23 protein-coding genes and 1 pseudogene are annotated in these 26514 nt (G+C 69.4%); 12 read left to right on the forward strand and 12 right to left on the reverse strand.

Annotated features, from left to right (window positions below; translation table 11 throughout):
- Positions 1-48: 48 nt before the first annotated feature.
- The gene (locus tag PBV52_RS44270; RefSeq protein WP_274247009.1) at positions 49-639 is read right to left on the reverse strand and encodes a transcriptional regulator; all 591 of its coding nucleotides are present in this window, start codon (positions 637-639) and stop codon (positions 49-51) included.
- Positions 640-696: 57 nt separating this feature from the next.
- Between PBV52_RS44270 and PBV52_RS44275 the strand changes: the two genes are divergently transcribed.
- On the forward strand, positions 697-1266 hold the full coding sequence (locus PBV52_RS44275) for a dienelactone hydrolase family protein (RefSeq protein ID WP_274247012.1): 570 nt from the start codon (positions 697-699) through the stop codon (positions 1264-1266).
- A 221-nt stretch (positions 1267-1487) separates the two neighbouring features.
- The gene (locus PBV52_RS44280; RefSeq protein WP_274250033.1) at positions 1488-1889 is read left to right on the forward strand and encodes a type II toxin-antitoxin system VapC family toxin; all 402 of its coding nucleotides are present in this window, start codon (positions 1488-1490) and stop codon (positions 1887-1889) included.
- Positions 1890-2028: 139 nt separating this feature from the next.
- Here the strand turns inward: PBV52_RS44280 and PBV52_RS44285 are convergent, their stop codons facing one another.
- Entirely contained in the window at positions 2029-2982 is a 954-nt protein-coding gene (locus PBV52_RS44285) for an IS481 family transposase (RefSeq protein ID WP_274247014.1), read from the reverse strand.
- Between the two features lie 180 nt (positions 2983-3162).
- Here PBV52_RS44285 and PBV52_RS44290 point away from each other — a divergent pair.
- Positions 3163-4190 (forward strand): annotated as a pseudogene (locus PBV52_RS44290) (IS5 family transposase).
- Between the two features lie 125 nt (positions 4191-4315).
- Here PBV52_RS44290 and PBV52_RS44295 read toward each other — a convergent pair.
- Positions 4316-4762 (reverse strand): DUF1772 domain-containing protein, encoded by a 447-nt coding sequence (locus PBV52_RS44295; protein WP_274247015.1) that lies wholly within the window; start codon positions 4760-4762, stop codon positions 4316-4318.
- Positions 4763-4853: 91 nt separating this feature from the next.
- Here PBV52_RS44295 and PBV52_RS44300 point away from each other — a divergent pair, with 91 nt between their 5' ends.
- The gene (locus tag PBV52_RS44300; RefSeq protein ID WP_274247018.1) at positions 4854-5432 is read left to right on the forward strand and encodes a TetR/AcrR family transcriptional regulator; all 579 of its coding nucleotides are present in this window, start codon (positions 4854-4856) and stop codon (positions 5430-5432) included.
- 189 nt (positions 5433-5621) lie between these two features.
- Here the strand turns inward: PBV52_RS44300 and PBV52_RS44305 are convergent, their stop codons facing one another.
- Positions 5622-6077, reverse strand: a complete 456-nt coding sequence (locus tag PBV52_RS44305) for an Lrp/AsnC family transcriptional regulator (RefSeq protein ID WP_274247019.1) — start codon at positions 6075-6077, stop codon at positions 5622-5624.
- Positions 6078-6200: 123 nt separating this feature from the next.
- On the opposite strand from PBV52_RS44305, the gene PBV52_RS44310 reads away from it, so the two are divergent.
- The 3 genes from PBV52_RS44310 to PBV52_RS44320 all read left to right on the forward strand — a co-directional run bounded on the left by PBV52_RS44310 (position 6201) and on the right by PBV52_RS44320 (position 8882).
- The gene (locus PBV52_RS44310; protein ID WP_274247021.1) at positions 6201-6746 is read left to right on the forward strand and encodes an alpha/beta hydrolase; all 546 of its coding nucleotides are present in this window, start codon (positions 6201-6203) and stop codon (positions 6744-6746) included.
- 65 nt (positions 6747-6811) lie between these two features.
- Positions 6812-7813: an IS481 family transposase gene (locus PBV52_RS44315; RefSeq protein ID WP_274247024.1), complete on the forward strand. Its 1002-nt coding sequence runs from the start codon at positions 6812-6814 to the stop codon at positions 7811-7813.
- A gap of 886 nt (positions 7814-8699) precedes the next feature.
- Positions 8700-8882: a hypothetical protein gene (locus PBV52_RS44320; protein ID WP_274247026.1), complete on the forward strand. Its 183-nt coding sequence runs from the start codon at positions 8700-8702 to the stop codon at positions 8880-8882.
- A 94-nt stretch (positions 8883-8976) separates the two neighbouring features.
- Here PBV52_RS44320 and PBV52_RS44325 read toward each other — a convergent pair whose 3' ends face one another.
- Both PBV52_RS44325 and PBV52_RS44330 read right to left on the reverse strand, forming a co-directional pair.
- A complete protein-coding gene (locus PBV52_RS44325) occupies positions 8977-9315 on the reverse strand; it encodes a co-chaperone YbbN (protein WP_274247028.1) in 339 nt (112 codons plus the stop codon).
- Positions 9316-9879: 564 nt separating this feature from the next.
- The gene (locus PBV52_RS44330; protein WP_274247030.1) at positions 9880-11019 is read right to left on the reverse strand and encodes a CdaR family transcriptional regulator; all 1140 of its coding nucleotides are present in this window, start codon (positions 11017-11019) and stop codon (positions 9880-9882) included.
- An 87-nt stretch (positions 11020-11106) separates the two neighbouring features.
- On the opposite strand from PBV52_RS44330, the gene PBV52_RS44335 reads away from it, so the two are divergent.
- The 4 genes from PBV52_RS44335 to PBV52_RS44350 all read left to right on the forward strand — a co-directional run bounded on the left by PBV52_RS44335 (position 11107) and on the right by PBV52_RS44350 (position 18995).
- Positions 11107-12162: a ferredoxin reductase gene (locus tag PBV52_RS44335; RefSeq protein ID WP_274247032.1), complete on the forward strand. Its 1056-nt coding sequence runs from the start codon at positions 11107-11109 to the stop codon at positions 12160-12162.
- A 7-nt stretch (positions 12163-12169) separates the two neighbouring features.
- A complete protein-coding gene (locus PBV52_RS44340; RefSeq protein ID WP_274247034.1) occupies positions 12170-13288 on the forward strand; it encodes an acyl-CoA desaturase in 1119 nt (372 codons plus the stop codon).
- A gap of 1696 nt (positions 13289-14984) precedes the next feature.
- On the forward strand, positions 14985-18485 hold the full coding sequence (locus tag PBV52_RS44345) for a SpoIIE family protein phosphatase (RefSeq protein WP_274247036.1): 3501 nt from the start codon (positions 14985-14987) through the stop codon (positions 18483-18485).
- A 294-nt stretch (positions 18486-18779) separates the two neighbouring features.
- The gene (locus PBV52_RS44350; RefSeq protein WP_274247038.1) at positions 18780-18995 is read left to right on the forward strand and encodes a hypothetical protein; all 216 of its coding nucleotides are present in this window, start codon (positions 18780-18782) and stop codon (positions 18993-18995) included.
- A 20-nt stretch (positions 18996-19015) separates the two neighbouring features.
- On the opposite strand, the gene PBV52_RS44355 is transcribed toward PBV52_RS44350, so the two are convergent.
- From PBV52_RS44355 to PBV52_RS44365, 3 genes are all read right to left on the reverse strand, one after another.
- On the reverse strand, positions 19016-20137 hold the full coding sequence (locus PBV52_RS44355) for a PP2C family protein-serine/threonine phosphatase (RefSeq protein ID WP_274247039.1): 1122 nt from the start codon (positions 20135-20137) through the stop codon (positions 19016-19018).
- Positions 20138-20218: 81 nt separating this feature from the next.
- Complete coding sequence (locus tag PBV52_RS44360) at positions 20219-20599, reverse strand: hypothetical protein (RefSeq protein ID WP_274247041.1); 381 nt, start codon at positions 20597-20599, stop codon at positions 20219-20221.
- Positions 20600-21005: 406 nt separating this feature from the next.
- Complete coding sequence (locus PBV52_RS44365) at positions 21006-21932, reverse strand: YhjD/YihY/BrkB family envelope integrity protein (RefSeq protein WP_274247043.1); 927 nt, start codon at positions 21930-21932, stop codon at positions 21006-21008.
- 944 nt (positions 21933-22876) lie between these two features.
- Between PBV52_RS44365 and PBV52_RS51500 the strand changes: the two genes are divergently transcribed.
- The gene (locus PBV52_RS51500) at positions 22877-23143 is read left to right on the forward strand and encodes a hypothetical protein (protein ID WP_306801470.1); all 267 of its coding nucleotides are present in this window, start codon (positions 22877-22879) and stop codon (positions 23141-23143) included.
- Between the two features lie 74 nt (positions 23144-23217).
- Here PBV52_RS51500 and PBV52_RS44375 read toward each other — a convergent pair whose 3' ends face one another.
- The 3 genes from PBV52_RS44375 to PBV52_RS44390 all read right to left on the reverse strand — a co-directional run bounded on the left by PBV52_RS44375 (position 23218) and on the right by PBV52_RS44390 (position 25722).
- A complete protein-coding gene (locus PBV52_RS44375) occupies positions 23218-23523 on the reverse strand; it encodes an SHOCT domain-containing protein (protein ID WP_274247044.1) in 306 nt (101 codons plus the stop codon).
- 337 nt (positions 23524-23860) lie between these two features.
- Complete coding sequence (locus PBV52_RS44385; protein WP_274247046.1) at positions 23861-24304, reverse strand: DUF6325 family protein; 444 nt, start codon at positions 24302-24304, stop codon at positions 23861-23863.
- Between the two features lie 428 nt (positions 24305-24732).
- Positions 24733-25722, reverse strand: coding sequence for a TIGR00341 family protein (locus tag PBV52_RS44390; protein WP_274247048.1), 990 nt, complete (start codon positions 25720-25722; stop codon positions 24733-24735).
- Positions 25723-26514: the final 792 nt, after the last annotated feature.

Genomic DNA, 26514 nt, shown 5'->3' on the forward strand with positions numbered 1-26514 from the left:
TCGGGTGCTGCAGGCCGTGGCTGCGGACGTTACGACCTGCGGTACAGGTCAGTCCGGGTCCTCTTCCGCAGACTCAGCCTCTGGTAGCGCCGGATAGTCGGTCGGGTAGAGCCCGGCTGCGAAGCCGTACACCACATCGCCTCCGCGCGGCAGTTGCGCGTAGTCGTTGGCAAGCTCCAGGACCCGCGCCCAGAACTCGCGGGCCTGCTCCTGCGGGATCCGCACATGCCGCACGATCGAGGACAGTTGATCCGCCTGGTGCGCCGGTGCCGACTCGGCTGCGGCCGTGGCGAGATCGTTGGTGCAGTACGGCGTGGCGCCCCCGTCGGTCGGGCTGACGGTGCCAACGCGAAAGATGCGCGCGGTGCGGCCGTAGTAGCGCTCGTCGATGGCCCGCACCCGGCGGGTCCGCACGACTTTCAGCAGCTGGGCATCCGTCAGGGCGTTCACGTGGTGCGCGACCGTGCTCTTCGGTCGGTCGAGTGCGGCGGCCAGTTCGCTCACCGTCGCGGCGCGTTCGAGGAGCAGTTCGAGGATGGCGTTGCGCAGCGGGCTGGCCAGCGCGCGGAGCTGGGCCGGGGCTGTCACATCTGTGACATCGGCGAGGTCGTAGTCGGGGAGGCGGGTATTGTTCGACACATCTCGATTATTCTATAGTTCCGGATCATTCGCTACTCGCAAGCAAGGGGTTCGGGCATGACAGAGGTCGTACTGTTCCATCACGCGCAGGGGCTGACCCCCGGAGTCGCTGCTTTCGCCGGCGAACTCCGCGCCGTCGGCCACACCGTCCACACGCCCGATCTCTTCGAGGGGCGTACCTTCGGCTCCCTTGAGGAGGGTTCGGGCTACGTCGAGCAGATCGGCTTCGGCGAGATCACCGAGCGTGGCGTCCGCGCGGCCGAGCACCTGCCGCAGGACATCGTTTACGTCGGCTTCTCGCTCGGTGTGCTGCCCGCCCAGAAGCTGGCGCAGACGCGGGCGGGCGCGCGGGGCGCGCTCCTGTTCCACGCCTGCATCCCCGTGTCGGAGTTCGGTGCGGCTTGGCCTGACGGTGTGCCGGTGCAGGTGCATGCGAAGGAAGCCGATCCGTTCTTCGCCGAGGACATCGACGCTGCCCGCGCGCTCGTCTCCGACTGCGCCCACGCGGAACTGTTCCTGTATCCCGGAGACCAGCACCTGTTCGCGGACCATTCGCTGCCGTCCTACGACCCGGACGCTGCCAAGCTCCTGACCCAGCGGACGTTCGAGTTCCTCGGCTCGCGCTAGGGCGCGTATCGAGTCGTGATCAATCCGCGGGTTCGGGCCTTGCTCCGAGGCTCTGATCCGGTAGATCGTCTTGTGTGACTCGTGCGCAACTGGCGGACGATGAGTGGGAGTTCATCGGGCCGTGCCTGCCGATCGGCGAGTGCGGCCCGTATCCCGAGCACCTGAGGTCTGCATCGACAGGTTCGGGAGGGCGGGGGATGCCCTGCCGTATTCTGCGAGCCATGACGCGCTACGTGGTCGATGCCAGGACCTTGCTGCACATCGTGTCGACCGGTGTGCAGATCAGTCCCGATAACCAGCTTGTCGCACCAAATCCGGTGCGGTCGCAGGCACTGTCGCTGCTGTTCGAACGGGTCAGAGGCGGCGAGCTCGACGAGGTCGAGGCGTTGCGAATGCACGAGCGCCTGACCGAGGTGAAGATGCGGCTGCTGGGCGACCGGGTCTCCCGTCGCACAGCCTGGCGGATCGCCCGGGAGCAGGGGTGGGACACTATCGGGGACGCCGAATACCTCGCCGTGACGCGGCTTCAGGCTGATGCACTGGTCACGATCGATGAGGCATTGGCTCGTCGGGCGGACGGCATCGTTCCCGTGGCGTCGCTAGACGCTCTGAGTTCCTCGTAAGGCGCTCGCAAGGGAGCACTCGGCGATCGCCGGCCCGGCCTGCCCGAGCTGGGGGGCGACCATTCTTTGGGATCTGCCCTCAAGGATTTGGATCAAAGGCGTCACGGGGCGACTCGTTGATAACGACTCGATACGCGCCCTAGGTGTATTGACCCGCAGGGTTGTTGACGCGGGTGATGGGTGGCTGGCCGCCGAGTGCGGTGTGGCAGCGGTGGTGGTTGTAGGTGTGCAGGAAGTTGTCGAGGGCTGCGGTGCGGTCGTCGTTGCTGGTGTAGGGCCGCTGGTAGGCCCATTCCTCGAGCAGGGTGCGGTGGAAGCGTTCGACCTTGCCGTTGGTCTGGGGCCGGTAGATGCGGGTCAGTTTGCCGGTGGCGCCGATCTGGGCGAGGGCGTGTTTCCAGGCCAGGCCCTTGCGGTAGGCCCAGGCGTTGTCGGTGAGTACGCGCTCGATGCGGGTGATGCCGTGCGCGTGGAAGAACGCGGCCGCGCGGGTGAGGAAGCCCGCGCAGGTGGCGACCTTCTCGTCGGGGTGGATCTCGCTGTAGGCGAGGCGGGAGTGATCGTCGACGGCGGAATGGATGTAGTCGAACCCCATGCCGCTGCGGGTGGCCCGGCCGGCCTGACGGCCCAGCGTCTTGTGGCCGCCGCCGTCCGGGATCCGGCCGAGCTTCTTGACGTCGACGTGGACCAGCTCGCCGGGGCGGGCGCGTTCGTAGCGGCGGATGACCTGCCCGGTGGGCCGGTCCATGAACGCCAGCCGGTTCAGGCCGTGCCGGGCCAGGACACGGTGCACGGTCGAGGCGGGCAGGCCCAGGATCGGGCCGAGACGGGCGGGACCGAGCTTACGGTCCTGGCGCAGTCGGCACACTCGGGCTTCGACTGCGGCCGCCGTGCGGTGCGGTGTCGTCATCGGCCGGCTGGAGCGGTCGTGCAGCCCCTGCTCGCCCTCGGCCCGCCAGCGGATCCACTTATGGGCCGTGACGCGGGAGATGCCCATCTCGGCTGCGACATGGGCGACCGGGCGACCGGCGCAGACACGTTCGACCAGCAGCCGCCTGCCGTGAACGGTCAGCCGGGCATTACGGTGGGACATGAAGACCTCCGTGCGGTGCAGTCCTAGACAGCTCCACCACACCGGAGGTCTTCGCCATGATCAAGCCCCGCGCCAGCGTTAACAACGCTCGTGATCAATACACCTAGGGCGCGTATCGGGTCGTGATCAATGAGCGGGTTTTCCCCTCGCGCTGATCTTCGATCCGGTAGATCGTCTTGCATGACACGTGCGCAACTGGCCGACGTGGAATGGGAGTTCATCGAGCCGTACCTGCCGATCGGCGAGTATGGCCCGTACCCGGTGCGGCTGCGGCAGCAGTTCGAGGGGGTGCTGTGGCGATTTCGGACGGGCGGGCAGTGGCGGGAAATGCCCGCTGAGTTCGGTGCCTGGTCGACCGTCCACAACCGTTTCCGGCAGTGGCGCGACGCCGGTGTCTTCGAGGCCCTGCTGGAGGGCCTGATCGCCGAGGCCACGAACCGGGACGAGGTGGACTGTCGCTGGTCAGCGTGGACTCCACCACCGCACGGGCCCACCATGACGCCGCCGGGATGCACCTCGATGACGATGTCCTGACCGCTCTGGAGAAGGCCGCCGCCGAGGAGGAGAAGGCCCGGCAAAAAGGGGCACTTCGGAAGGACGGAACGGGCAGTACACCGAGGACGCCCCCGCGCGAGAAGACCGAAGACGCTTCCGGCGCCGGCACAGAGTCCGGCTGAAGGCCGCCCTGCTCGGGCGCTCACGGGGCGGGCAGACCAGCAAGATCCACCTTGCCGCCGACCGTAGGTGCCGCCCGCTGGCGATCGTACTGACCGCAGGACAGGCCGCGGACAGCCCCCGGTTCATCCCCGTGCTGAGCAAGGTTCGCGTCCCTGGTCCGGTCGGCCGTCCCCGCACCAGGCCGGACGCGGTCGCCGGGGACAAGGCGTACTCCTCCCGCGGCAACCGCGCCCACCTGCGCAGGCGCGGCATCAAGGCCGTCATCCCGGAGAAACGGGACCAGGCCGCCAACCGGAAGAGGAAGGGCCGCAAAGGGGGACGCCCCGTCGACCATGACGCAGAGCTCTACAAGGAGAGGAACATGGTCGAGCGCCTGATCAACAAACTGAAGGCGTGGCGGGGCATCGCGACGTGCTACGACAAGACCCCGGAAAGCCACCTCGCCGGGCTTCACCTGCGCCTCGGTGATCTGGATCAAAGACCTCACCCGAACCAGAGCCGAGAGCCGCGCAGGTGATCGAGGGGCGTAGCTTGCCGGGATCGCAGGTGTGGACTCTCAGCGGCAGTTGCATGCCCGGACGTCGGGATTTCGGTGGCCCGCTGCCGCCCGGGGAGTGGGGATTGTGCGCCACCGGCGCCGCGCCGGCCCGCGGGCTCAGGTGAGGGCGGCCGCCAGGCAGGCGAAGGCGGCGATGATGACGGCGACGCGGGCGTAGTGCCAGCGGTCCCAGCGCTTCATCTGCTCCTTCCAGTCGGCCGGCCGGCTGCCGGCGGTCCACGTCTTGACCCGGTTGTTGATCGGGACAAGCACCAGGATCGACATGAGCACGCTGACGATCAGCAGCGCGGCGGCGGTCACGACGAGGCCGGTGCCGTCGTCGTCCCATCCGGCGACGGCCCAGACCCCGACGAGGACGAGCGAGCCGATGTACCAGAACGGCATCACGGCGCCGCCCAGTCGGGCCCCGTGGACGCGGCCGCGCAGGCCGTTGTCGCCGGGGAGTGCGTTGAGGATCGGGTTACTGAAGAAGGGGACGGAGAACTCCACCCCCACCATCACGCCGACGACCACGATGGTGACGACCTCAAGTGCATCGAGCATGATGACCCCTCCGGAAATCTAGTGTTGCTAGCTGACGAGGCAACGCTAGTACTGCTGCCGCTTGATTGTCTAGCGGTGCTAGGATCGAATCATGTCGGTACAGGAACGCAAGCAGCGCGAACGGGCGGAGCGCGAGCGCCTCATCGTGGCGACGGCCCGCGAACTCGCCGAGGAGCAGGGCTGGGAGGCGGTCACCACCCGCCGGCTCGCCGAGCGCATCGAGTACAGCCAGCCCGTCCTCTACAGCCACTTCCGCGGCAAGCGCGAGATCATCGGCGCCGTCGCCCTGGAAGGCGCCACGGAGATGGCCGCGGCCGTGCGTGACGCGGCCTCCGGCGCGGACGGCCCGCGCGAGCGGGTCGCCGCCCTCGCGCGCGCCTACCTGGACTTCGCCGAGCGCAACCCGGCGGTCTACGACGCCTTGTTCCAGCTCGACGGCGGCCTGGCGTACGCGCAGGAGGACACCCCCGAACCGTTGAAGGACGCCTTCGCCGCGCTGCTGGAGTGCCTCAGCGAGGTCGCCGGGGACGGCGTGCGCCCGGAGCTGTTCACCGAGACGTTCTGGGCGTCCCTGCACGGACTGGCCACCCTGACCCGAGCGGGACGGCTCCCGCCGGAGGACACCGAGCGCAGGACGGAGCTGCTGGTGGACCGGCTCGCCATGCTCTGACGCACCGTCCCGGATGGCACACGGCCGGGGTCCTCGGGCCCCGCTGCCTGCCTGCGGCATCGCTTCCGGTCACTCGCGCCCACACGGCGCAGCCGCAGATCGCCGGCCCCGTACCCCCGACGGGGCACCCGGCCCGGAAGCTGCGGTGCTCATTGATCACGACTCAATACGCACCCTAGGTGTTGCGGGTCATGACCTTGTTGACGGTGTCGTTGGCAGCGACTTGGGTGGATAGCTGCGCAGTACCAGGGATGTGGTGACCGGGCCGTAGCGGGCGAGGGAGTCCACGACTTGTTCAAGGCGTTCGGCGTGAGAACAGTGCACGTCGAGCAGCAGGCAGTCCTCGCCGGTCACGCGGAGTGTCGAGACGACCTCAGGAGTTTTGGCGGCGAGGGTGAGTGCTTGGGACAGCTGCGCGTGGGTGGTGCGTAGTCGGACGATGGCATGGATGTTCAGCCCGACTGCGGCTGGGGCGACGACGGCGCGGTAGCCGGTGATGATCCTGTTCTTCTCCAGGCGTTGGATGCGGGCGCTGGCTGCTGGCTGGGACAGCCCGACTCGGCGTCCGACCTCGGCTCCGGTGAGTCGGCCGTCGGTCTGGAGCAGTTCCAAGATGGCACGGTCGATCTCGTCGATTGATTCCATCGTTGTCACCCCCACTTTCTTTGAGATCACTTGCTGAGCCTGATCGTTGCCGCTGATCCATCGAGAATCTCCCCAGGGTGGCCCCACGACGCGTGGGGGCCGCGATTGGAAGGTCGGTAAGCGATGGTCGCGTACGTCATCATCCCCGGGATCGACGGTTCGGATGAGAGGCACTGGCAGAGCTTGTGGGAGAACCAGTGGGGAGCCTCAGCGGTCCGGATTGCACCGGCCTCGTGGAGCATGCCGCACCTGCCGGACTGGGTTGCCGCAGTCCAGGCTGCCTACGAGATCGCTTCCCGGCGTGACAGCCAGGTGGCGTTGGTGGCTCACAGCCTTGGCTGCTGGGCGGCTGTGCACTGGTTGGACCGGGCGCGACCCGACGAGGTTGCGGCGTTCCTGGTCGCGCCTCCGAATCCCCAGGGACCGGCGTTCCCACGTGAGGCCGCATCTACGTTCCTGGGCTTGTCCGCTCGCCCTTTGCCGTGCCGGAGCCTGATGGTGGCCAGCGACGACGACCCCTACTGCGACCCGACGACGTCCGCCTCCTTCGCGCACGAGTGGCAGGCACAAGGGCATCTCATCGGAAGCCACGGCCACATCAATTCCGACAGCGGCCTCGGCGACTGGCAGGCGGGCCTGGAACTCCTTCGCACACTCGTCGATTGCTGAGATGACCGATCCGACGCGGAGCTTCGCGTTGACGCCAGCCCTCTCCCTGCTCTGAAAGCCCGCGCATGCCGCATCGCAATGCCCCGCTGTCTCCCGAAGGTCGGCGCCGTCTGATCGACCGCTGCCGGAACCGCCCGATCGCCCATGTCGCCGCAGAGATGGGAATCTCTCGCGCGTGCGCGTCGAAGTGGGTCAACCGCTTCCGCGGCCACGGCGACCTCGGCCTCCTGGATCGCTCCTCAGCACCACATCGGCGACCCACAGCAACTGACACCGATGTCGTTTCCCGGATCGAGGACCTACGCCGCACCCGGAAATGGTCGGCTTCGAGGATCGCATTCGAACTCAACAACGACGGCGCCACCATCAGTCGCCGCACCGTATCCCGTCACCTCGTGAGCCTGGGCCTGAACCGGCGCCGGTTCATCGACCCCAACGGCGAGACCAACAGGGAACCGCGAAAGATCACCGCCTGTCGTCCCGGGCACATGGTCCACATCGCCGTCAAGAAAGTCGGCTGCACCCCCGACGGCGGCGGCTGGCGTGCTCACGGGCGAGGCAGCGGAGAAGCCAAGGCCGTGGATCGGCGCAAGAAGAAGACCGAACGCGGCGGCTACGTCTATCTGCACTCCGCGGTTGACGGCTACAGCCGCCTCGCCTACACCGAAGCCCTGCCAGACGAAATGGCGGCGACTGCCATCGGGTTCCTCCACCGAGCCCACGCGTGGTTCGCCGCACACGGCATCACCCGAATCGAACGCATCGTCACCGACAACGGCTCCTGCTACCGAGCCGGCGCCTTCGCCCGCGCACTCCTCGGATCCAGGCATCAGCGAACCGCGCCCTACACGCCATGCCACAACGGCAAGGTGGAGCGGTACAACCGGATCCTCGCCGAGGAGTTCCTCTACGCCCGCACCTGGCTCTCAGAGCAGCAGCGCGCCGAGGCTCTCAAGGTCTGGAACATCCACTACAACTACCACCGGCCCCACGGTGCTACCGGAGGCCAGCCGCCAGCAGATCGACTCCGAGTAGGCGTAACCAATGTCTTGGCCTCCTACACCTAGGAGGATGCGGGGACGCTGATCCAGGAGTCGGCCCAGGTGAGCGCCTGCCAGGTCGGGATCGTCGAACTCGCTGGTGTCGCCGGTGATGAATCGGGTGACTTCGGTGACCTTGGCGGCCACGGCTGCCCGTCCGCGGACATCTCGGCCGATGGTGACTGTATAGATCCGCGAACGGAACCGGCGCCGCACCCGCCGGTGGGCGCACACGGCCGTGGCCAAAGTGGTCTTACCGAACCCGCCCGCTCCCCACAGCGAGGTGGTGATGCCTACCGCGCGGCCGCCGTGGCACACCGCCGCCACCGTGTCGCGCGTCTGGTCCCGGTCCACGAACCAGCCCGGTACGGCCGCGGGTTGCGGAGGTGGTGGATCATCTTGAACCGCTAGTGGACGCTCTTGCATCCACATCGCGACACTGGCTGCCACGAATGACAGCGCCCCCAGCACGGCGCCCCACGGCCACGGGTGCCGACGCAGTCCATCCACCAAACCGGGCCACCGCTGTTGGGATGTGGCAGCGTTTCCCGTCAGTGCCAGCAAGACCGCCAGCACCGCCGTCACCCCGGCAAGCGACACCAGCCCCACAACACGGCCCCGCACCTGCACCCCCAACTATGGTCTCTGGCCCGGAGATTACCTGCCACGCCAACGGCACCGTCAGTCAGCGGCCACGGAATCGGCAGGGCAATTCGGGGTTACCAGAGGCCATAGCGGAGGGACGCGCGGAGAGCGGCCCTGACCGTAAGGAATACTCCCGGGCCCCGACGCCGGACGAAACCTGCTTCACCGGCACCAGCAAGGCCACGGGGCAGGAAGCAAGAGCAGCTCTGGGGATTCGCCTGAGCGCCCCTGGGACGTCTTCATCATGTGGGGGCCCAGACGCGAGCTGATGTCTCATGAGACACCTCAAAGTCTGGAGAAGGACGGCCACCGGACCGTCGTCTGGCGGGAGAAGGACACCGTCCGACAGCAGGCCCGCTCCGGGCGGGACGTCACTGCCGTGTGGATGGACCTGGCCCTCGCGGCCTTCGACTTGCTGCCGCCAGGAGTGGTTCTGGATGGCGTTATGTGACCTGTGGGGGTGTCTCAGCCCCAAGGTGTCTCAGGCGGCGCAGCTCCCATGGACGAGACGTGACGGGCGTCGCGGCACGTTCCGCAGCGGCCGCTCAGAGGTGGCCGTCCAGGAACTTACGTACCTCGGTGATGGTCATGGGCCCCGTGCCGTACGCCACCGCCTCTCCCTCCTTCAGCAGGACGTAGGACGGGGCTCCGGTGATCCCGTATCGCTCGGTTGCGGCCGGACAACGCGTGATGTCGGCGCGGACGGCCGTCAGGCGGCCCGTGTAGTCGTCGGCGATGCCACCCACTACGAGGTCCATCGCCCGGCAGGGCTCGATTGCCTTGGGCCATGTCCCGGTGAAGTATGCGAGGACCGGGACTCCGCTCATCCCGAGGATGAAATTGAACTCCGCGTCCTCACGGGGTCGGTGAACCCGTTTCGTCATGGAAGCTCCTGACCTCACGTTCCGTCATTCCATCCCCATCATCCCTCGCGCGGTGTGCCAGGCCGGCCCGGTCGGTCGTCCGGTTGACCTGTCGGAAGGGAGGCACGGGGCCGTCGCAGAACCACGGTGGTCCCCGGCGCGAGCGGCCCGGCCCCCCGCCCCTGGTGACCCGGCCTGGCCGCCCCGCCGGTCACCCAGCTGCAGCCCGCCGCGCGCGCCCGTGGGTCAGCTCGTGCCAGGACAGCGCCCTCCACGACGACATGAAAGCCGTTTTCCAGGGTGCAGCGGCCCAGATCATCGACCAGATGCTCGATGAGCGCGTCGACGAGCGGGCCGGGGTGCATCGTCCACCGGATCCAGTCGAGCCGTGTCCGTCACCGCGCTTCTCAGAGACAGCGCCCCCGACGGGCTTCCCGAGGTCTTGTCCGGTCTTCACATCAACCCCGGGTCTCAGCTGGCTGATACCGCTCTTCCCCGGGCCGCATGAGCCGGCTGATGGCACCGAGAACGAGGCACGATTCCTGGACCGCTCGCGGACGCGGTCGTGGACGGTCGAAGTACGCGTCAGCCGGCCCGAAGACCGACCGCCAGTGTCAGTTCAAGGACCCGGTGTGGCGATGCGAGATCCGGAAACAGCTCCCGCAGCTGCGACATCCGGTACCGGACCGTCTGGGGATGGACGAACAACGCCGCCGCCACCTCGTCCCGCCTGCCCTGGTGCAGCAGCCACGCCCGCAACGTCTCCTCCAGCCGCTGTGCGGTCGCGACAGGCAAGGTCCGCAACGGTGCGAGGGCCCGGGCACGCAGGTCTGCGAACGCGTCCGCGTCGGCGCTCAGCACCAGCTCGGGCAGGTGGTCCTCGGTGTCGCGGATATCGGAGGAGAGGGAGCGCGCGCGTACGGCTCGTGCGTACGAGGCGGACGCACGAGTCCATGGCCGGGCCGGGCCGACCACGGCGGTGCGGTCGGTCAGCTGCCGCAAGAGATGTGATCGGTCGGCATCGGGGACGAGCAGCACACCGGTGGCGTCCGGCAGATCGTCGAGGACGAGGGTGCTCGGGTCGAGCGCGCGGTAGGCAGGCCGGGCCTGGGCGGCGGGCAGCAGAACCGCGGTCAGCGAAACCGGAGGCTGCCACCCGGCCCGTTGAACAGAGGCCAGCAGCACGTCCGGGCTCGCGCCGGCGAGGAGGTCGCGGGCCAGGTGTTCCAGGTGGCGCTCGTGGTCCCTGCCCCGGGCGGCCAGTTCGTCGGCGTGGCCCGCGGCGCTCGCGGCGGAGAGCTCGTCGATGTAGGCGAAGGTCAGCTCGGCGAACTTGGCGACCTCGGCGGCGGGCAGACCTGCGGGTACGGCACCCGCTGCCAGGCATCGCCAGGCCACGCGGGCGCCGACGCGGTAGGCGCTGAGCAGGGCGTCCATCGAGCGGCCGTCGCGCACCTCGCCGCGGCCCAGCTCGTAGGCGGCGTCGCCGGCGTCGCCGCCTGTGGCGTTCCCGCTCGCGCGGTCCAGGTAGTGCCCCAGGGCGGTGCGGACGGCTCGGCGGATGGTGGCGCCCATGTGGCCCGAGAGGGCGTTGGCGTAGGGAGGGACCTCGTCGATGATCGCCTGGACGACCTCGTCGGCGGTGGTCTTCAGCGCGGCCCGAAGGGCGGTGACCGTCGTCTCATCCAGGGCCAGTTCGCTGGCCCTCCGGATTGCATGGCTCACGTTTCTATTCCCTGCGAACAAATCAGCCAGCCAGATTTACGTCCTGCGGTCAGGACTTTACGCCCTGAGGCACAGCAAGCTGGAGTCATGACGAGTACAGCCCTCCGCAGCAGGGCGTGGAAACTGCTGGAGATGGTCACGACGCCGCTGCTGCCGTCGGACTACCTCGACCTGGTCAGCCCGCTGCGTGCGGGCGCTGACCTGCGTGGGCGCATCGAGGCCGTGCACCCCGAGACGGGTGACGCCGCGACCATCGTGATCAGGCCGGGACGGGGCTGGCGCGGCCACACGGCCGGTCAGTACGTGCGGATCGGGGTCGACGTCGACGGGGTGCGCCTGTGGCGTGCCTACTCCCTCACCTCGCCGACAAACCGCCAGGACGGCCGCGTCACGATCACCGTGAAGGCGATCCCGGACGGCAAGGTCAGCAACCACCTGGTCCGCAGGGCCAAACCGGGCACGCTGATCCAGCTCGACCAGCCGACCGGTGACTTCGTGCTGCCGCAGGCCAAGCCCGCCAAGGTGCTCTGCCTGACGGCAGGCAGCGGCATCACGCCCGTGATGGGCATGCTGCGCGACACCGAGTTCGACGACGTCGTCATGGTCCACTGCGCGCCACAGCCGCAAGACGTGATCTTCCGCAACGAGCTGCACGCCCTGGTCGCGGACAAGAAGCTGCGGCTCACCGAGGTGCACACCGATACAGACGGCATGCTCGACATCGCCCGTCTCGACGAACTCGTGCCCGACTGGGCCGAGCGCGAGACCTGGGCCTGCGGGCCCGCGGGCCTGCTCGACGCCGCCGAAAAGCACTGGAGCGAGCACGGCGTCCCAGAGCGCCTGCACACCGAACGCTTCCGCCCCAGCATCGTCGTGGCCGGCGACGGCGGCGAGGTCACGTTCAGCGCCACCGGCAAGACCGTCGACGCGGACGGCGCCACGCCGTTGCTGGACGTCGGCGAGGAGGCCGGCGTGCTCATGCCCTCCGGGTGCCGCATGGGCATCTGCTTCGGCTGCGTCTCGCCGCTCAAGGCGGGCGCCGTCCGCGACCTGCGTACCGGCGATATCACCGAGGCCGAGCCGGGCGTCCTCATCCAGACCTGCGTGTCCGCCGCGGCGGGCCCCTGCGACATCGAACGGTAGGAGCACCTTGACCGCCATCGACCCCACCGCCCACCTGACCGCGGAGCAGATCGAGGAGCTTGGCCGCGAGCTGGACGCGATCCGCGACGAGGTGATCGCCGGCCGCGGCGAGAAAGACGCCGCCTACATCCGCAAGGTCATCTCGGCGCAGCGCAAGCTCGAGCTGGTCAGCAGGGGCGTGCTGCTGTTCTCGATCTTCCCGCCCGCGTGGCTGATCGGCACCGCCGGTCTGTCCGTGGCGAAGATCATGGACAACATGGAGATCGGTCACAACGTCCTGCACGGCCAGTGGGACTGGATGCGGGACCCGAAGATCCACTCCACCACCTGGGAGTGGGATCACGTCTCGCCGTCCGACCAGTGGAAGCACTCGCACAACGAGCTGCACCACACGTACACCAACGTGATCGGCAAGGACAACGACCTCGGCTACGGCATCATGCGCGTCGACGAGGACCAGAAGTGGCACCCGTTCCACCTCGGCCAGCCGCTGTGGAACTTCATCAACGCCTGCTTCTTCGAGTACGGCATCGCAGCGTACGACCTGGAACTCGGCAAGAACCTGCACAAGCGCCGCCGCAAGAACCCGGAGTTCCGCGCGCGGGCCAAGGCCGTGGGCCGCAAGATCCGCAAGCAGGTGCTCAAGGACTACGTGATCCACCCGCTGCTGTCGGGCCCGTCGTTCCTCCCCACGCTCGCCGCCACGTTCACCGCGAACCTGGTCCGCAACATCTGGTCCCACTCGGTGATCATGTGCGGGCACTTCCCCGAAGGCGTGCAGGTCTTCGAGCGCCGGTCGATCAAGGGCGAGACGCGCGGCCAGTGGTACCTGCGCCAGATGATGGGCTCGGCGAACATCAGCGGCAGCAAGGCCATGCACTTCATGACCGGCAACCTCTCGCACCAGATCGAGCACCACCTGTTCCCGGACCTGCCGAGCAACCGGTACGCCGAGGTCGCGGTGAAGGTGCGCGCGCTGTTCGAGAAGTACGAGCTGGAGTACGTCACCGGGCCGCTGCCCAAGCAGGTGTTCTCCGCGTGGCGCAAGGTCTTCCGGCTCTCGCTGCCGAACAAGAAGCCCACGGTCAAGACGCCGGACCGCGAGCAGGAGCTCGTCGCGGCCTGATTCCCGGTATCGGTTCAGATCTTTCGGTCGTACCGGCGGCACCGCCGGGTTCGGTGAGATCCGTTGCGGACAGTGGGCGGCCGCGACATCAGACCGTACGACACGGGATCCGGGCGGCCCGGTGTCCGGCTGCGCTGCCTGGACGTGCCCCAGGAGCTCAGCACACAGCCCCCGGCGAGGTGTTGTAGTGCGCTGACCTGCCGTGGTCGGGCCGGTAGTCGGGTGCGTACGCGCACTCGGTTTGCCGACGGGCGGGCTGGGTGGAAGGCATCAACGCGTCACAGGGAGGGAGGCCACGGTGCCGCCCTGGCCTAGAGCTTCGCGCAGGGTGGCGTTCTCCGCTTCGAGTTCGGCGTTCCGCAGGCTCAGCGTCTGGATGTGGTTGGCGTAGGCGGCGATGGTGGCGCGTGCCTCCCGCTGCTCCGCCGCGTGTTGGGAGCGCAGCGTGCGGTCCGCCTTCTTGAGGCGGGCGATGTCCGCCGTCAGGGTGTCGGTCTGCGGTCGGGGCGTTCCGGGGTTTACCCGTCCACGACGTAAGCGTCCTGGTGCGTACTCGCCGCCGACACATCAAGGCGTTCGCACGTGCCCGGCGCTTGCCTTGATGCGAACGGAAGCCGGTGCCACGTGATCAGGCCGAGCTTCGGCACACGGTAGAAAGACACAGGTCAGACGCACATGTGGTGGGGCAACATAGTTCTGGTTCTGGCTATGCGTGTGGGCTCCATGCCTCGTCGTGCAGCGGTGGTTCAGAGGTCGGCGGAAGGCAGAAGCGACCGCTGTCCGAGAGGCGTAGTCAGGGGGGATTTGGCGGTGCCGTGCTGACTTGGTGCTGGCTGCGCAGCGTTGAACTCCGGCCTTGGGACTGATCGGGCGACGCTCAGTAGGTCACTGCCCCCTCGTGCTGCCGCTCCCCGTAGCCCGCCAATGAGTAACCAGGGATGAGCCCCCCGCCGCTTCCCCCGCGCGCCGGCAATGGGCTTGATGCGCACTGGTTGGGTCGCTTTGCTGCGTTCTTCTCCAAGTGGCGTGTGCTGTGATCACGGTGCGTTGTAGCCAGGGGCAGTGCGGACGCAGTCCCGGCCCACCGGCGGGTTGAGCGCGTCTGGATCGACGAGGCCGAAGACCGTGCTCTCGTCAGAGGTTCGTCTTCTTCGTTGCTTCGTCCCGCGGATGTTGTTTGGTCCCACGGGATCGGGTCGCGCCAAGTTGGGGTGGCTTTGCTGGTGCGGCGGCGAGGCGCGATGACGAACCCCATAGCGGCATCGGTGCGTTTGACGATGGTGAGCGCGAGGCGGGGCCTGGTGCGGGCCCAGTCGAGTCGGCGTATCCGCCGTCGGCCCACACCAGGGTGACCCTGCGGTGGAGTTCACGCAGTCGCTGCAGCAGCGGTATCCCGGTCCTGGACGCTCGCGGCGGTGACCAGCGTCACCACTGCCGGCAGCAAGCCCGGCCCAGGCAGTCCACGACCTGCCCTTGTGGCCCGCCACCTTCCTCCCGCCATTGGCGTGAGCCTAAAAGCGTACATTGCTGAGAAAATCACAGTATTTGATAATTTGATTCTTGTAATCCTGCCAGAGCGTAGCCGGAACCGTCGGATCTGGTGTCCGATCTGCCCGGAAGGTGCGCAGCGAGTGGCCGTCGGCAGCCTTGGGAGGGCGCGGGCGGATCACGTAGGCCCCAGGAGGAAGATTTCTCGATGCCCCGGCCCGATGACCCGCGTACCGCGGCGGCCCGGATGTTCGCCGAGGCCGGTCCGTTCGGCGAGCTTCTGGCTGGGATCGAGTGGGCGGCGACGCCGCTCGGGCCCCCCGAGTCCTGGCCGGGGCCTCTGGTGGACACCCTGCGCCTCATGCTCACCTCTGAGCACGGGATGGCTCTGTACTGGGGCGCCGAATTCGCCACGCTGTACAACCTGGGCTCCACACCCATTGTCGGCGCCAAACACCCCTGGGCGCTCGGCAGGCCCTATAAGGAGATCTTCCCCGAGGTCTGGGTCCACCCCGTGAGCTCCCACTTCCACTACGTGACCGACACCCGCAAGTCTCTGCTGATCCCCGATGAGCCGCTGATCATGGAGCGCCACGGCTTTCCGGAGCAGTGCTACTTCGACTCCTCTTTCCAGCCTGTGCTGCTGGACGACGGCACCGCCGGCGGCGTGCTGCAGATCATCACGGAGACCACCGGCCGGGTACTGGGCGAGCGCCGGCTGCGCCTGCTGAGTGAGACCGGCGCCCGCACCGCCGGGTTGCCCACCCCGGGCGAGGTCGCACGTGTCGTCGCGGAGGTGCTGGGCTCCTATCCCGAGGAGATCCCGTTCCTGGGCCTGTACCTGGCCTCCGAGCCGGGGATGCTGCGGTCGGCGGCCTCCGCCGGGCTCCAGCCGTCGCCCGAAGCCGTCTCGCAGAGTGCGGCCGACGGGTCGGAGGTCGCGGCCCAGCTGGCGCAGGTGGTAGCCAACGGTGCCCCTGCCACGCTGCCCGCCGCCGCGCTCACCGGCGGCAACACGGCCGGGCAGCACGCTGCGGCCTCCTGGCTCCCAGTCGAGCAGGCGCTGGCTCTGCCGCTGGACTGTGCGGGCCAGATGGCGGGCGTCCTGGTGGTGGGTGTCAACCCCTGCTTCCCGCCGGCCGGGGCCTACCGGGACTTTTTGGAGGTGCTCGCCGCCGCCGTGGCCGGGGCGCTGACGGCTGCGCTCGCCCACGACGAGCAGCGCCGGCGGGCGGAGGCGCTGGCCGAGCTGGACCGGGCCAAGACCACCTTCTTCGCCAACGTAAGCCATGAGTTGCGCACCCCGCTCACCCTGCTCCTGGGCCCGCTCCAGCAGGCCCTGGCCGACGAGGACCGGCCCGAGCGGCGCGAGCAGCTGGAGCTGGCCGAGCGCGGCGCCCTGCGCCTGCTGAAGCAGGTCAACACCCTCCTGGAGGTCGCCAGAGCCGAGGCCGGGCAGATACGCCCGGCCCTCGAGCCGGTCGACCTCGCCGGTGCCACGGCCGAGCTGGCCGGGGTGTTCCGCTCCGCCTTCGAGGCGGCCGGGCTGACGCTGGAGGTGGACTGCCCGCCGCTGCCCAAGCCGGTGTCCCTGGACCGGGAGATGTGGGAGAAGATAATCCTCAACCTGCTCAGCAACGCCCTGAAGTTCACCTTCACCGGCGGCGCCCGGGTGCAGGTGGCCGCGGCCGGCGACCGGGCCCGGCTGACCGTCACCGACACCGGCACCGGCATCCCCGCGGACGAGCTGCCGCGCCTGTTCGAGCGCTTCCACCGGGTCCGCGGCGCCCGCTCCCGCTCCCACGAGGGCAGCGGCCTCGGTCTGGTGCTGGTGAAGGACCTGGTGGAAGCGCACGGCGGCACCGTAGGTGTGGACAGCCGGCTCGGCCAGGGCACCAACGTCACCGTGGACCTCCCCTTCGCTACCGCCCACCGACCGCGCCCGGCCCCGCCCGCGGCGGGCGACGGAGCCCCCGGGGAAACCCCCAGGGAAGGCGGAGGCGGCCGGCCCGGCGGTGCTGCGGCCTATGTGGACGAGGCGCTGGGCTGGCTGGCGGCTGACCCCGTCCCCGCCGCAGCCACCCCCGCGGCACGCACGCCGCACGCTCCGGCGGCCCACGATGCCCCCCACGGCCCCGGCCCGCACGAAACCGACCACCCACACCGGGCCCGCCTGCTGGTCGTCGACGACAACGCCGACATGCGCGCCTATCTCACCCAGCTCCTGCAGCCCGACTACGACGTGCTGCTCGCCGCCGACGGCCGGGCCGCCCTGGAGATGGCCCTGGCGCAGCCGGTGGAGCTGGTGCTCAGCGACGTGATGATGCCCGGCATGGACGGCTTCGAGCTGGTCCGGGCGCTGCGCGCCGACTCGCGCACCGCCCGCCTGCCCATCGTCCTGCTCACCGCCCGCGCCGGCGAGGAGGAATCCGTGCAGGGCCGGCAGGCCGGCGCCGACGACTACCTCGCCAAACCCTTCTCCGCGCGCCAGCTGCTGGCGCGCGTCCGCACCGGGTTGGAGCTGTCCCGGCTGCGCGAACAGGCCCTGACCGAGACCCGCGACCAGCTGGCCGTGCTGGCCTCCCTGGCCGACGCGGGCCTGCGGCTGTCCGCCACCCTCGACCCGGACCGGATACTGCAGACTGCCGGCCAGATCTTGCTGCCCGACTTCGCCGACCAGATCAGCATCCACCTCACCGCAGCAAAACCCGCCCCGGCCCAGTCACCCCCGGCATACATCGCCGGCACCCCCCTTCTTGCCCCCGAGGACCTGGCCGCCGCCGCCACCCACGCGATCAACGGCACCGTCCCGGCCCCAGCCAGCCCGCAGCCGCCGCCCGTCGCCGTGCTGGCCCTGCCGCTGCACGCCCACGACCAGACACTGGGGGCCCTGGTACTGGTCCGGCACACCGGCTACTCCGCGGTCGAACACAAGTATCTGGAGAACCTCGCCCACCGCCTGGCTCTGGCCTACGACAACGCCACCCGGTACCACAACGAGCGCCGTCTCGCCCTGACCCTGCAGCGCGCCCTGCTGCCCCACCGCCTGCCCCAGGTGCCCGGGGTGCGCCTGGCATCCCACTACCGGGCCAGCAACCGCGGCGCCGAGGTCGGCGGCGACTGGTACGACGTTCTCGCCCTCCCCGACGGTGCCGTGGGGCTGGCCATCGGCGACGTCATGGGCCACGACGTGGAAGCCGCCATCGTGATGGGCCAACTCCGCTCCGCCCTGCACAGCCTCGCGATGGAGGGCGCCGACCCGGCCCAGGTGCTGGCCAGGCTGGACGCCTACCTGCAGTCGCTCGCCACCGAACGCTTCGCCACCTGCCTGTACGCGGTCTACGACCCACAACGCCACAGCCTGCGCTACGCCGGCAGCGGGCACCTGCCGCCCCTGCTGGTAGCCACCGACACCGCCTATCTGGAGCTGCCCCCGGCGCTGCCGCTGGGACTGGGCAGCACCCCAGTCGACCGCGCGGTGGCGTTCCCGCCCGGCACCAGCCTGCTGCTGTACACCGACGGCCTGGTGGAAAACCGGTCACTGTCCCTGGACAGCTGCCTGGCGGCCCTGTGCCAGACCTGCGGCGCGCTGCCCGCCGCCGCCCGCACCGATCCCCAGCAGATCACCGAACGGGCCCTGGAGCTGCTGAACACCCCCCACCGGGTCGACGACGACACCGCCCTGCTCGCCGCCACCGCTGAACCGTAGTGTCGAACCGGCGACCCGCAGGCTGACGGAAGTGCCACACGACCGACCGCTGGTGCTCGGTGAGGAGGCTGCGGATTAGTTAATGCACTGCTGACGAACTGTCTTCATTGCTAGCGGAGTCGCGGACCCTGGACGGATCCTGGAGGGTGAGAACCGTGCGCAGGCTGCGTCCGTAGTTCCACGCATGCTGTCGAGCGCGGAGCCGCATCGAACCGCGCAGGATTGCGGAGGTGGTCTGCCGAAATCTGGAGGGTGGGTTCACCGACTGCCTCACTCGCACGAGTCCTGGTGCTGATGGATCTGCAGATGCCCGGCATGGACGCCGACCTCACCGCCGCGATCGAGGCCGGTGCTGTGGGCTGTCTGCTCAAGGACAGCGGTCGACACGAGCTGTGCGAGACGTCCGTACCGCCGCCCGGGAGCCGGAGGGCCTGTCGGCCGTCGCCCGTGGGCAGAGCAACTTCCGTACAGGACGGTCCCGTCCTCTACGGAAGCGACCCGCTGGGCTGAAGGCCTCACTGGGGCGTTGCTCAGTGGATGGGAGTGCGGCGGACGGTCAGGACGGCGACGTCGTCGTGCTGGTTGCCGTTGCCGGCGAAGGCGCGGGCGTCTGCGTACAGGGCCTGGGGCAGTTTGGTGGTGGAGAGGTCGAGGTGTTTCGTCAGCCGCTCGTCGACCGGGTAGAACGTGCCGTCGGCAGCGCGGGTCTCGGTGAGGCCGTCGGTGGTCAGCAGCAGTGTCGAACCGGCAGGGAACTCGAACCAGCCCACGGTGGTCGGTTCGGAGGCCAGTTCGGCGAGACCGAGCGGGACCCCCGACTCCAGCGGCGGTGTGGTGACGATGCCGTCGTGCACCAACCGGGGTGGGATGTGCCCGCAGTTGACGACCTGCGCTTCGGTACCGGCGTCGACGGAGATGACGAGCGCGGTCACGAACCGCTCGTCGTCGCTGTTCTGTTCGGCGTATGCGTTGTGCCGGACGACCGAGGCGTCCAGGGCGTCGACGAGTGCGGTGAGCGTGGGCTCCCGGTGGGCCGCCTCGCGGAAGGCACCGATGACGGCGAACGCGGCCCCCACGGCGGCGAGTCCCTTGCCCTGCACGTCACCGATCAGCACCCGTGTCCCCCAGGGCGAGGCGACAGCCTCGTAGATGTCACCGCCGACGAGCCGGTCCTCCTGTACGGGCTCGTAGACGCCGTTGACCATGACGTCGTCGGTGACCAGGGGCAGGGGGTGCAGAATGTGCCGCTGCATGGCGGCGGCGGTGGAGCGCAGGCGGAGCATCTCGTGCTCGCGCTTGACACGCCGGTGGCAGGCGTAGACGGAGGTCACTCCCAGGGCGAGGGTGAGCAGCACGAGCAGAGCCCGGTCGAGCCACCGGCCCACGTCATCGCCCCGCAGCAGCACGTTGAGTGTGACGACGACCGTGGTCCAGGCGGCGACGAACCTCGTCTGCCGGACGGTGCACAGCGCCGACGCCGTACCCGGTGGGAAGACCAGGAGCCCGAGGAGCCACACCGCGGATCCGGACAGGACACCGAGGGCCTCCACCAAGGCCGTCACCGACACCACGCCGACGGCCAGCTCGGCGTTGCCCGGAGGCTCGATCGCCTCGAGGGCGTCGGAGGGCCTCATCCGGCGGGGACCGATCATGGGTACTCCCGGGCAGGTGGTGATCTCTCTGTACGTTATGCAGGCTCCGCCGCCCGGGTGGGGCGCCCCGCCGAGCCCGTGTCAGTCCGATGGTTGGGCCGAGGCCGGCAGGCCGAGCGCGACGGCGAGAGAAGCGGCCTGCTTCCCCTCCGGTGCGGCCTCGATGCCGTCCGATGCGGACACCGTGGTGTGCAGCATCAATACCGCGGTCGTGGAGCGGAGCGGGTTGGGAGGGCTTGCTTCGGGGTCCGTGAAGAGTGCTACCGCACGCTTCATCGTCTCCCGGAACGCCGCGTCCAGGGGCAGAGCGCGCACGGCTGCCCGGTCCGACTGGAGGACCCTGAGGATGCCGCGCAGAGCCGCTGTGCGGAGCTGGCGGAGTAGCCCGCCACCGCACAAGATCAGACAGAGCGTGAAGAACGGAAGCGGAAGGCCGCCCAAGCTGACGTCGCCGAGCAGCACCTCGCAGATCTTGAGCGAATCCAGAGAGAAGCCGAGCAGGTGCGTGGAGAGGCGCCCCGAGGCGCGGCCGCCCGACGCGAGGAGGCAGAGGCGACGGGCAACAAGATCACCGAAGAAGCTACGACCAGAGTGACGAAGATCCGGCCTTCGAGGTGCGGAGGTCCGCCGCTCTGCGCCGGTTACGGGAAGCAGCGGTGGGCACCGCCGAGCAGCGTCCGCCGACGCTGATCGACCAGCTCTCGCGCACCGACCCCGGACGCGTGGACACTCGCGTCGCGCCCATGCCGATCAACACCCGGGACACATTGCGTCCGTACAGGACACGGGCGAGGGGCGATTCCGCCTCGGGGCGGGGGAGTCGGTTCCGGTCTCACGGCAGCCCCGCACCGGTAGCCCGCGAGGGCGGTCACGCGTGTTCGGTCTCACCAGGTGACGACGTAGGGGTTCCGAGGCGGCGCTTCAGATAGGGCTCCTGGGACAGTACTGCCCCCGCACTGAGGCCGATGGCGACGGCCACACACACGATGATCAGCCAGGACAGGAGGATGAAGACCGACCCCGCGGAACCGTAGTCGGCCAAGGCCCGGTTGAGTGCCCGTGGCATGTAGAAGTGCGCGGTCACGGACAGACCGCTGACCGCGATCGCCGTGATGACGGCCCCAGGCAGGAGGGGCGCCCAGCGGACGACGCCGGCCAGCAGAAGGTGCTGGGTCCACCACCACATGGCCGCATGCATGACCAGGATGACCGGAAATCCCAGCACCACCCCTTGACCGAACCCGTTGTGCAGCAGCCCTTGCACGACCAGTGCGCCGAGCCACAGGACGATCCACGCCAGCCACCTCCACGGAGCGACTTTCGCCCCCGTCCGGGGCAGTAGCCAGGCCCGTCTGCACAGTCGCTGCACCGCGCGACTCACCGCGGTGGCCGACAGCAGCACCATGAGCAGGCCCACCAGGCCGGTCGCCTGGCGCAGATCGTCGGCAGGGGGCTGGAACGCCTGCTTCACCTCGTCCTTCGCCTGCCCGGTCAGACCGAAGACGGCACTGACTGACGCGGAGACCTGGTCCCGCACCGCCGTCGGCGCGTACGCACCCACCACGAACAGCAACGGAACGGCGGTCAGGAAGCACTGCGCCGCGATGCGAGTGGCGGAGTCGAAGATGTTCACCGACACCATGCGGTCCACGAGCCCTGTGACCACCGGGAAGCGGGTCTCCACCCGCGCGTGGAAGCCTTTCTGCCAGGCAGTCAGTTCCCTGATACGGCCACGCCACCATGACACGCGCAGCAGGGAGAAGATCCGCCGCCGGTCGCCGCTTCCGCGCCTCATCCCGTCGGGCCGACTCGGCCGCTTGCCGGCACCCCTGCGCCTACCCCCGCGCCGCATCAGTCGTCGACGCACATGGTGCCCGGCATGGTGTCCGGATCCCTGGTGCCGACGGCGCCCCTGCGCAAGTCTCCATCGACGCTCCCTTCCACCTCCAGAGTGCGCGACGAAGCGGGCTACGGCACTCCGCCGCATGAGGGGCTCACACGGGGACGAACGGGTCACCCGTCAAGAGATGCGGCGGATCACGGCCGTGCACGGGCTCGACCCCTAGGACGGCCCACCGTGCGATGGCGAGGAGACGGGGCCGGACGGATCGGTTGGGGGTCGAGATGAAGGCGGGCCCTGTCCGTACGCCTCTGGCGGACGCCACCACCAGGACGCACTGCACGTGCTGCTCCATCCGGCGTCGGCCCAGCGCCGCTGCTGGGACCGCGCAGCGCACCTGGACGGGAGATCACGCGCAACAGGCGATGGTGCTCGGCAGTGTGCTGATCGGCCGCTGGATGACGGGACAGAGCGTCTGCGAGCCGGCATGTGAGGTCCCGGCCCGCGCGTCCGAGGGGCCTCAGGGGCAGTCGCGATGCTGCTCAGCGCTGCGATCCGATGAGCACAGCGGCTGTGACGGGCGGCCGTCGGGTGCACTGTCCGTAGCGGGCCGTGGCTGGGCCGTTGTCCCGGCACCAGCATCCGACATGGTCGTCGCGGGTGCCTGGCGGTGTTCCGTACCGCAGCGGCATCGTCCGCTCCGAGGAGAGCGGTGCTCTGCTGGGTCACCGGGGCTCGGGCCAGCCATGCGAAGAGCAGGGCCGGACCGCCGCCGAGCGCGATCAACGGGGCTTCGGGGCCGAGGGTGGCGCCCAGCGGCAGGCCGGCCACGGCCGCAAGGACGACTCCGGCAGGGCGGCCAGGGGCAGCCCCGGGGCGTGCAGACCGGCGGCGGGAACGTGGCCGCCAGCTCCCGGCAGGCGCCGGACCACGAGACCGACGGCGATGCCGGCGAGCGTCAGCAGCGGCAGCGGCCACCACCACGCAGGGGTGTCCCAACCCAGCTCCGCGGGCAGTTCGGCCCACAGCAGGTGCTCGAGTTCGTGCAGGCCGGCGAGGAACCAGAACGCGGCGAGGGAGACCGGGACACCGATGAGCGCGGAGAAGACGAGCGCCTTCCGGCAGGCCGGGCTCCGCAGCAGGTCACGCAGCCGGTCGGCTTCTGATGGCTGCGTACCGGCAGCGGGGGGCAGTCGGAGCCCTCGGCCCGTGCACCCCCCCCGTTCCCGTTCCCTGCATGTCAGCCGAGGATCCGCCGCTTCTGGGTCTCGAATTCCTCGTCGGTGAGCACTCCCTGGGCCTTGAGGTCGCCAAGTTGCTTCAGCTGGTCGATCTTGCTGGACATGTCGTCGGCGCCCGGCTGCGGCGCGGCGGGCGCAGGCGCGGCGGGTGCGGGCGGCGTGACGTACTGCTGGTGAGCGAGCTGCTGTTCGCGGTCCTGCTCGGCCCACCGGCCCGCCTGCCGCCGTGAGACGCGGTTGGACACCGCTGTGGCCGTCCCCGAGATGACGGCCGTGCGGGCGACACCGCGAAGGAGTCCTGGCATGTCATTCATCTCCCCTGTGATCCGTGGGTGGTGTGGCGATGCGGGGCGTACGCCGCCTCAGCGGGCGGCGGCCCCGCCGGCCGCCGTCGACGGAGATCCGCCCACTGGTCACCACCTCGGCCCCGCTGCGTCGCAGCGCACGGGCCACGGGCGCTGCCCGGAGGCCGACCTTGTCCCTGTTGCCCCTGTTGCGCAGCCCAGCGCCCCTGCTGTCGGCGTGACGCACGGTTCGACACGGCAGTCGCCGTTCCGGAGATGACGGCGGTGCGCGCGACACCACGTACGAGACCTGGCACGGCCTGCTTCCCTGCTGCCCTTGAACCGCCACGGTTGCTGTTCAGTGAGCGGCCTCGGTCGCGTCGAGGGCGGCGACGAGGTCGGGCACCGGGATCCGGCCGGACGCGACCATCCTTGCACCTCCACGGCGCAGGGCCGCGGCGAAGGGCGCTGCCCACAGGTTCTCGTAGATCAGGATGCCGGCGGAACTGCCGGGTTCCAGTGCGGTGCCGGCCTCGTCGATGTCGTCCTGGTCCAGGAGACCGGATGACGCGCCCTCGAAGACGGCCAGGTCGAGGGAGCCGTCGCCGGTGAGATCGGCGATCTCCATGCCGGTCACGGATCCGTCTTCGTCCTTTCTGACGAACACCAGGTCCATGATCCGAATGAGGCCGCGGTCCACGAGATCGACCAGGAGGGGGAAGCCCTCGCCTGTCATCCGGTTGCCGGGGAACTCCACGACCAGGTAGTCGATCGGGCCCACTTCGTCGAATTCGTCGCTCACGGTGTCGCCTCTGGTGCTCGTGCTCGTGCTCGCGGCTGGCCCCCTGTGACACACCCGCCTCAGCATCGGGGCGCGCACCTCAATTGCAGCATCGGGGCGTGGCCTTCGCACTTCCAAAAGACGCGGTTCACTCGCCTCGTCCGCCTACGTGACGCGTTGTGCGCCACTCACATCTGCTGGTGACCGAGCGACAGCGGTGACGGAGGTCTCTCGGGCCGGGAGCGCGGCGAGTTGGAGGAACTGCGGCGCCGGGTGGCTGCCCTGGAGGTCGCCGGGCCGCCGTGGCACCACCCGTTTCCGTCGCTCGGCGCCGGCCTGCTGATCCTTGTCGCCGCGCTGTTGTCGCTGCTGTCCGTCGTCGTGGTGTGGGCGAACAGCATCGTGCAGAACACAGACCGCTTCGTCGCGACCATCGGGCCGCTGGCCGCTCAGCCGCCGACCCTTCCGGCATCGATGCGTCGACCTCGCGACACGTCCACCACGACGGGGATCCCGTCCGGGATCTGTCCGTCGAGCCGGTCGAGCAGCGGCTTCACCGGGGGGAGGTCTCCGGGAGCGCGCACATGGATGTACATGGTCCGGGATTCCGCGTCGACACTCGTTACGGAGGCGCCCGGTTCGTCGGCGAGCCACTGCTGCGCCGCGTCCTTGGTCCGGTCGGTCCAGGCGTCGAGCAGGAGCGTGAGGACGGTGTTGGCCGTCAGCGGCACGAACACGACGGTGAAGAGCAGGGCCATGGCGGCGTATGCCCGTCGGGCGGGCCGTCCGGCTGCTCTGTCGTCCTGAGCGCCGTAGCCGAGGGTGGCGAAGACCACCATGCCGCCGAAGACCAGCGCGAAGAGGTTGGACACGAACAGCATCAGTGCCCCCAGCGCGAGCCATCCCGACAGTCGGCCCAGGCAGACTCCGGTGACCACCAGGGGCGGAACGAGCGAGATGGCGATGGCAACTCCGGGCAGCACGGCGGCTACGTCCCGTCGGGCGAGTGCCACCGCGCCGGCGAAGCCCGTGGCCAGGGCGGCGATCAGGTCCATCAGGCCCGGCGACGTCCGTCCCGAGATCTGGCTGTTGGAGAGCAGGTCGTAGTCGCCGGGAAGCACCGTCGAGAACACCATCCCGATCGCGATCACCAGCACGCAGGCGAAGAGGACGGTCCTGACCGATCCGGTGCGGCGGCGCTGCACCGAGCCCAGGGCGATGCCCATGATCGGTGTGGACAGCGGCGCGATGATCATCGCGCCGATCACGGTGGCCGTCGAGTCCGTGAGCACTCCGCCGGCCGCGATGACCGACGACAGCGTCAGCATGGTCCAGAAGGCCGAACGCTTGGACCTGGTGTCTCCGGACGACAGGTCCAGATCCTGAGCCAGTTCGTCCAGCGAGCGGCGCTGGGAGGCCGGCAGAACACGGGCACGCACGCCGCTGAGCATGCTCCCAAGTAACCACGGCCGGCACGGCCCGGTTGTGCGGGACACGGTGTACGTGAGCAAGTTGTGAGCTCAGTGGAGGATCTTCTCCTGCGCCTGCCTGAACTCGTCGGTGATGTCGCCCCGGGCGCGGATCTCGGAGGGACTGGCGAGTTGATCGGCCTCGGTCCCCAGCCCGGCGCCGCTGCCGGCGGCCAGGCGGATGCAGTCGTCGAAAGCCTGCTGCGTGGCTCTCGTCCGACACGACGGCCGACCCGTACGACGCCGCGGCGACGGCCGTGGCGAAGAGCTGCGCCCACTCCCACAAGCACCCGTGCCTGCGCCGATCTCAGCAGCCGACCGCCGCACGGGCCGATTTCCCGCCCACCGCACCGGTGCTGCCCAATCGGAGAGCGGAGTGGCGGGCCTGTCCCGCCCTTCTCGGCAGCCATGGGCACCCTAGGGCACCGGCCGTCCGTCCCGGGACTTCACCCGCACCGGGTGATCACCCAGTGCGGGCAAGGAACTGGCGCCTCGATGGAGTATCCCGTGCCTGTGGCGGTCGGATGCGGCACCGTCTGTGGCACCTTGATGCCGCACTTCGCCGGCACGCCTGCCATGCGGCTGCGGGCTCGGCACCTGGCGCAGCGCGGCCACGCTTACCTCTCCTACCGGCCGCTGCCGCTGCGCCCGCGGCCCCTGTGCTGCCGACCAGCGAGCCCTTGGAGAACGGCGTACTCGCCCCCGACACCGCAGTGTGGACGGTCGTGGCGCACACCTGACGTGGCCCCGGTCGGGCCTCGC

This window comes from Streptomyces sp. T12 (genome assembly GCF_028736035.1).
GTDB lineage: Bacteria > Actinomycetota > Actinomycetes > Streptomycetales > Streptomycetaceae > Streptomyces.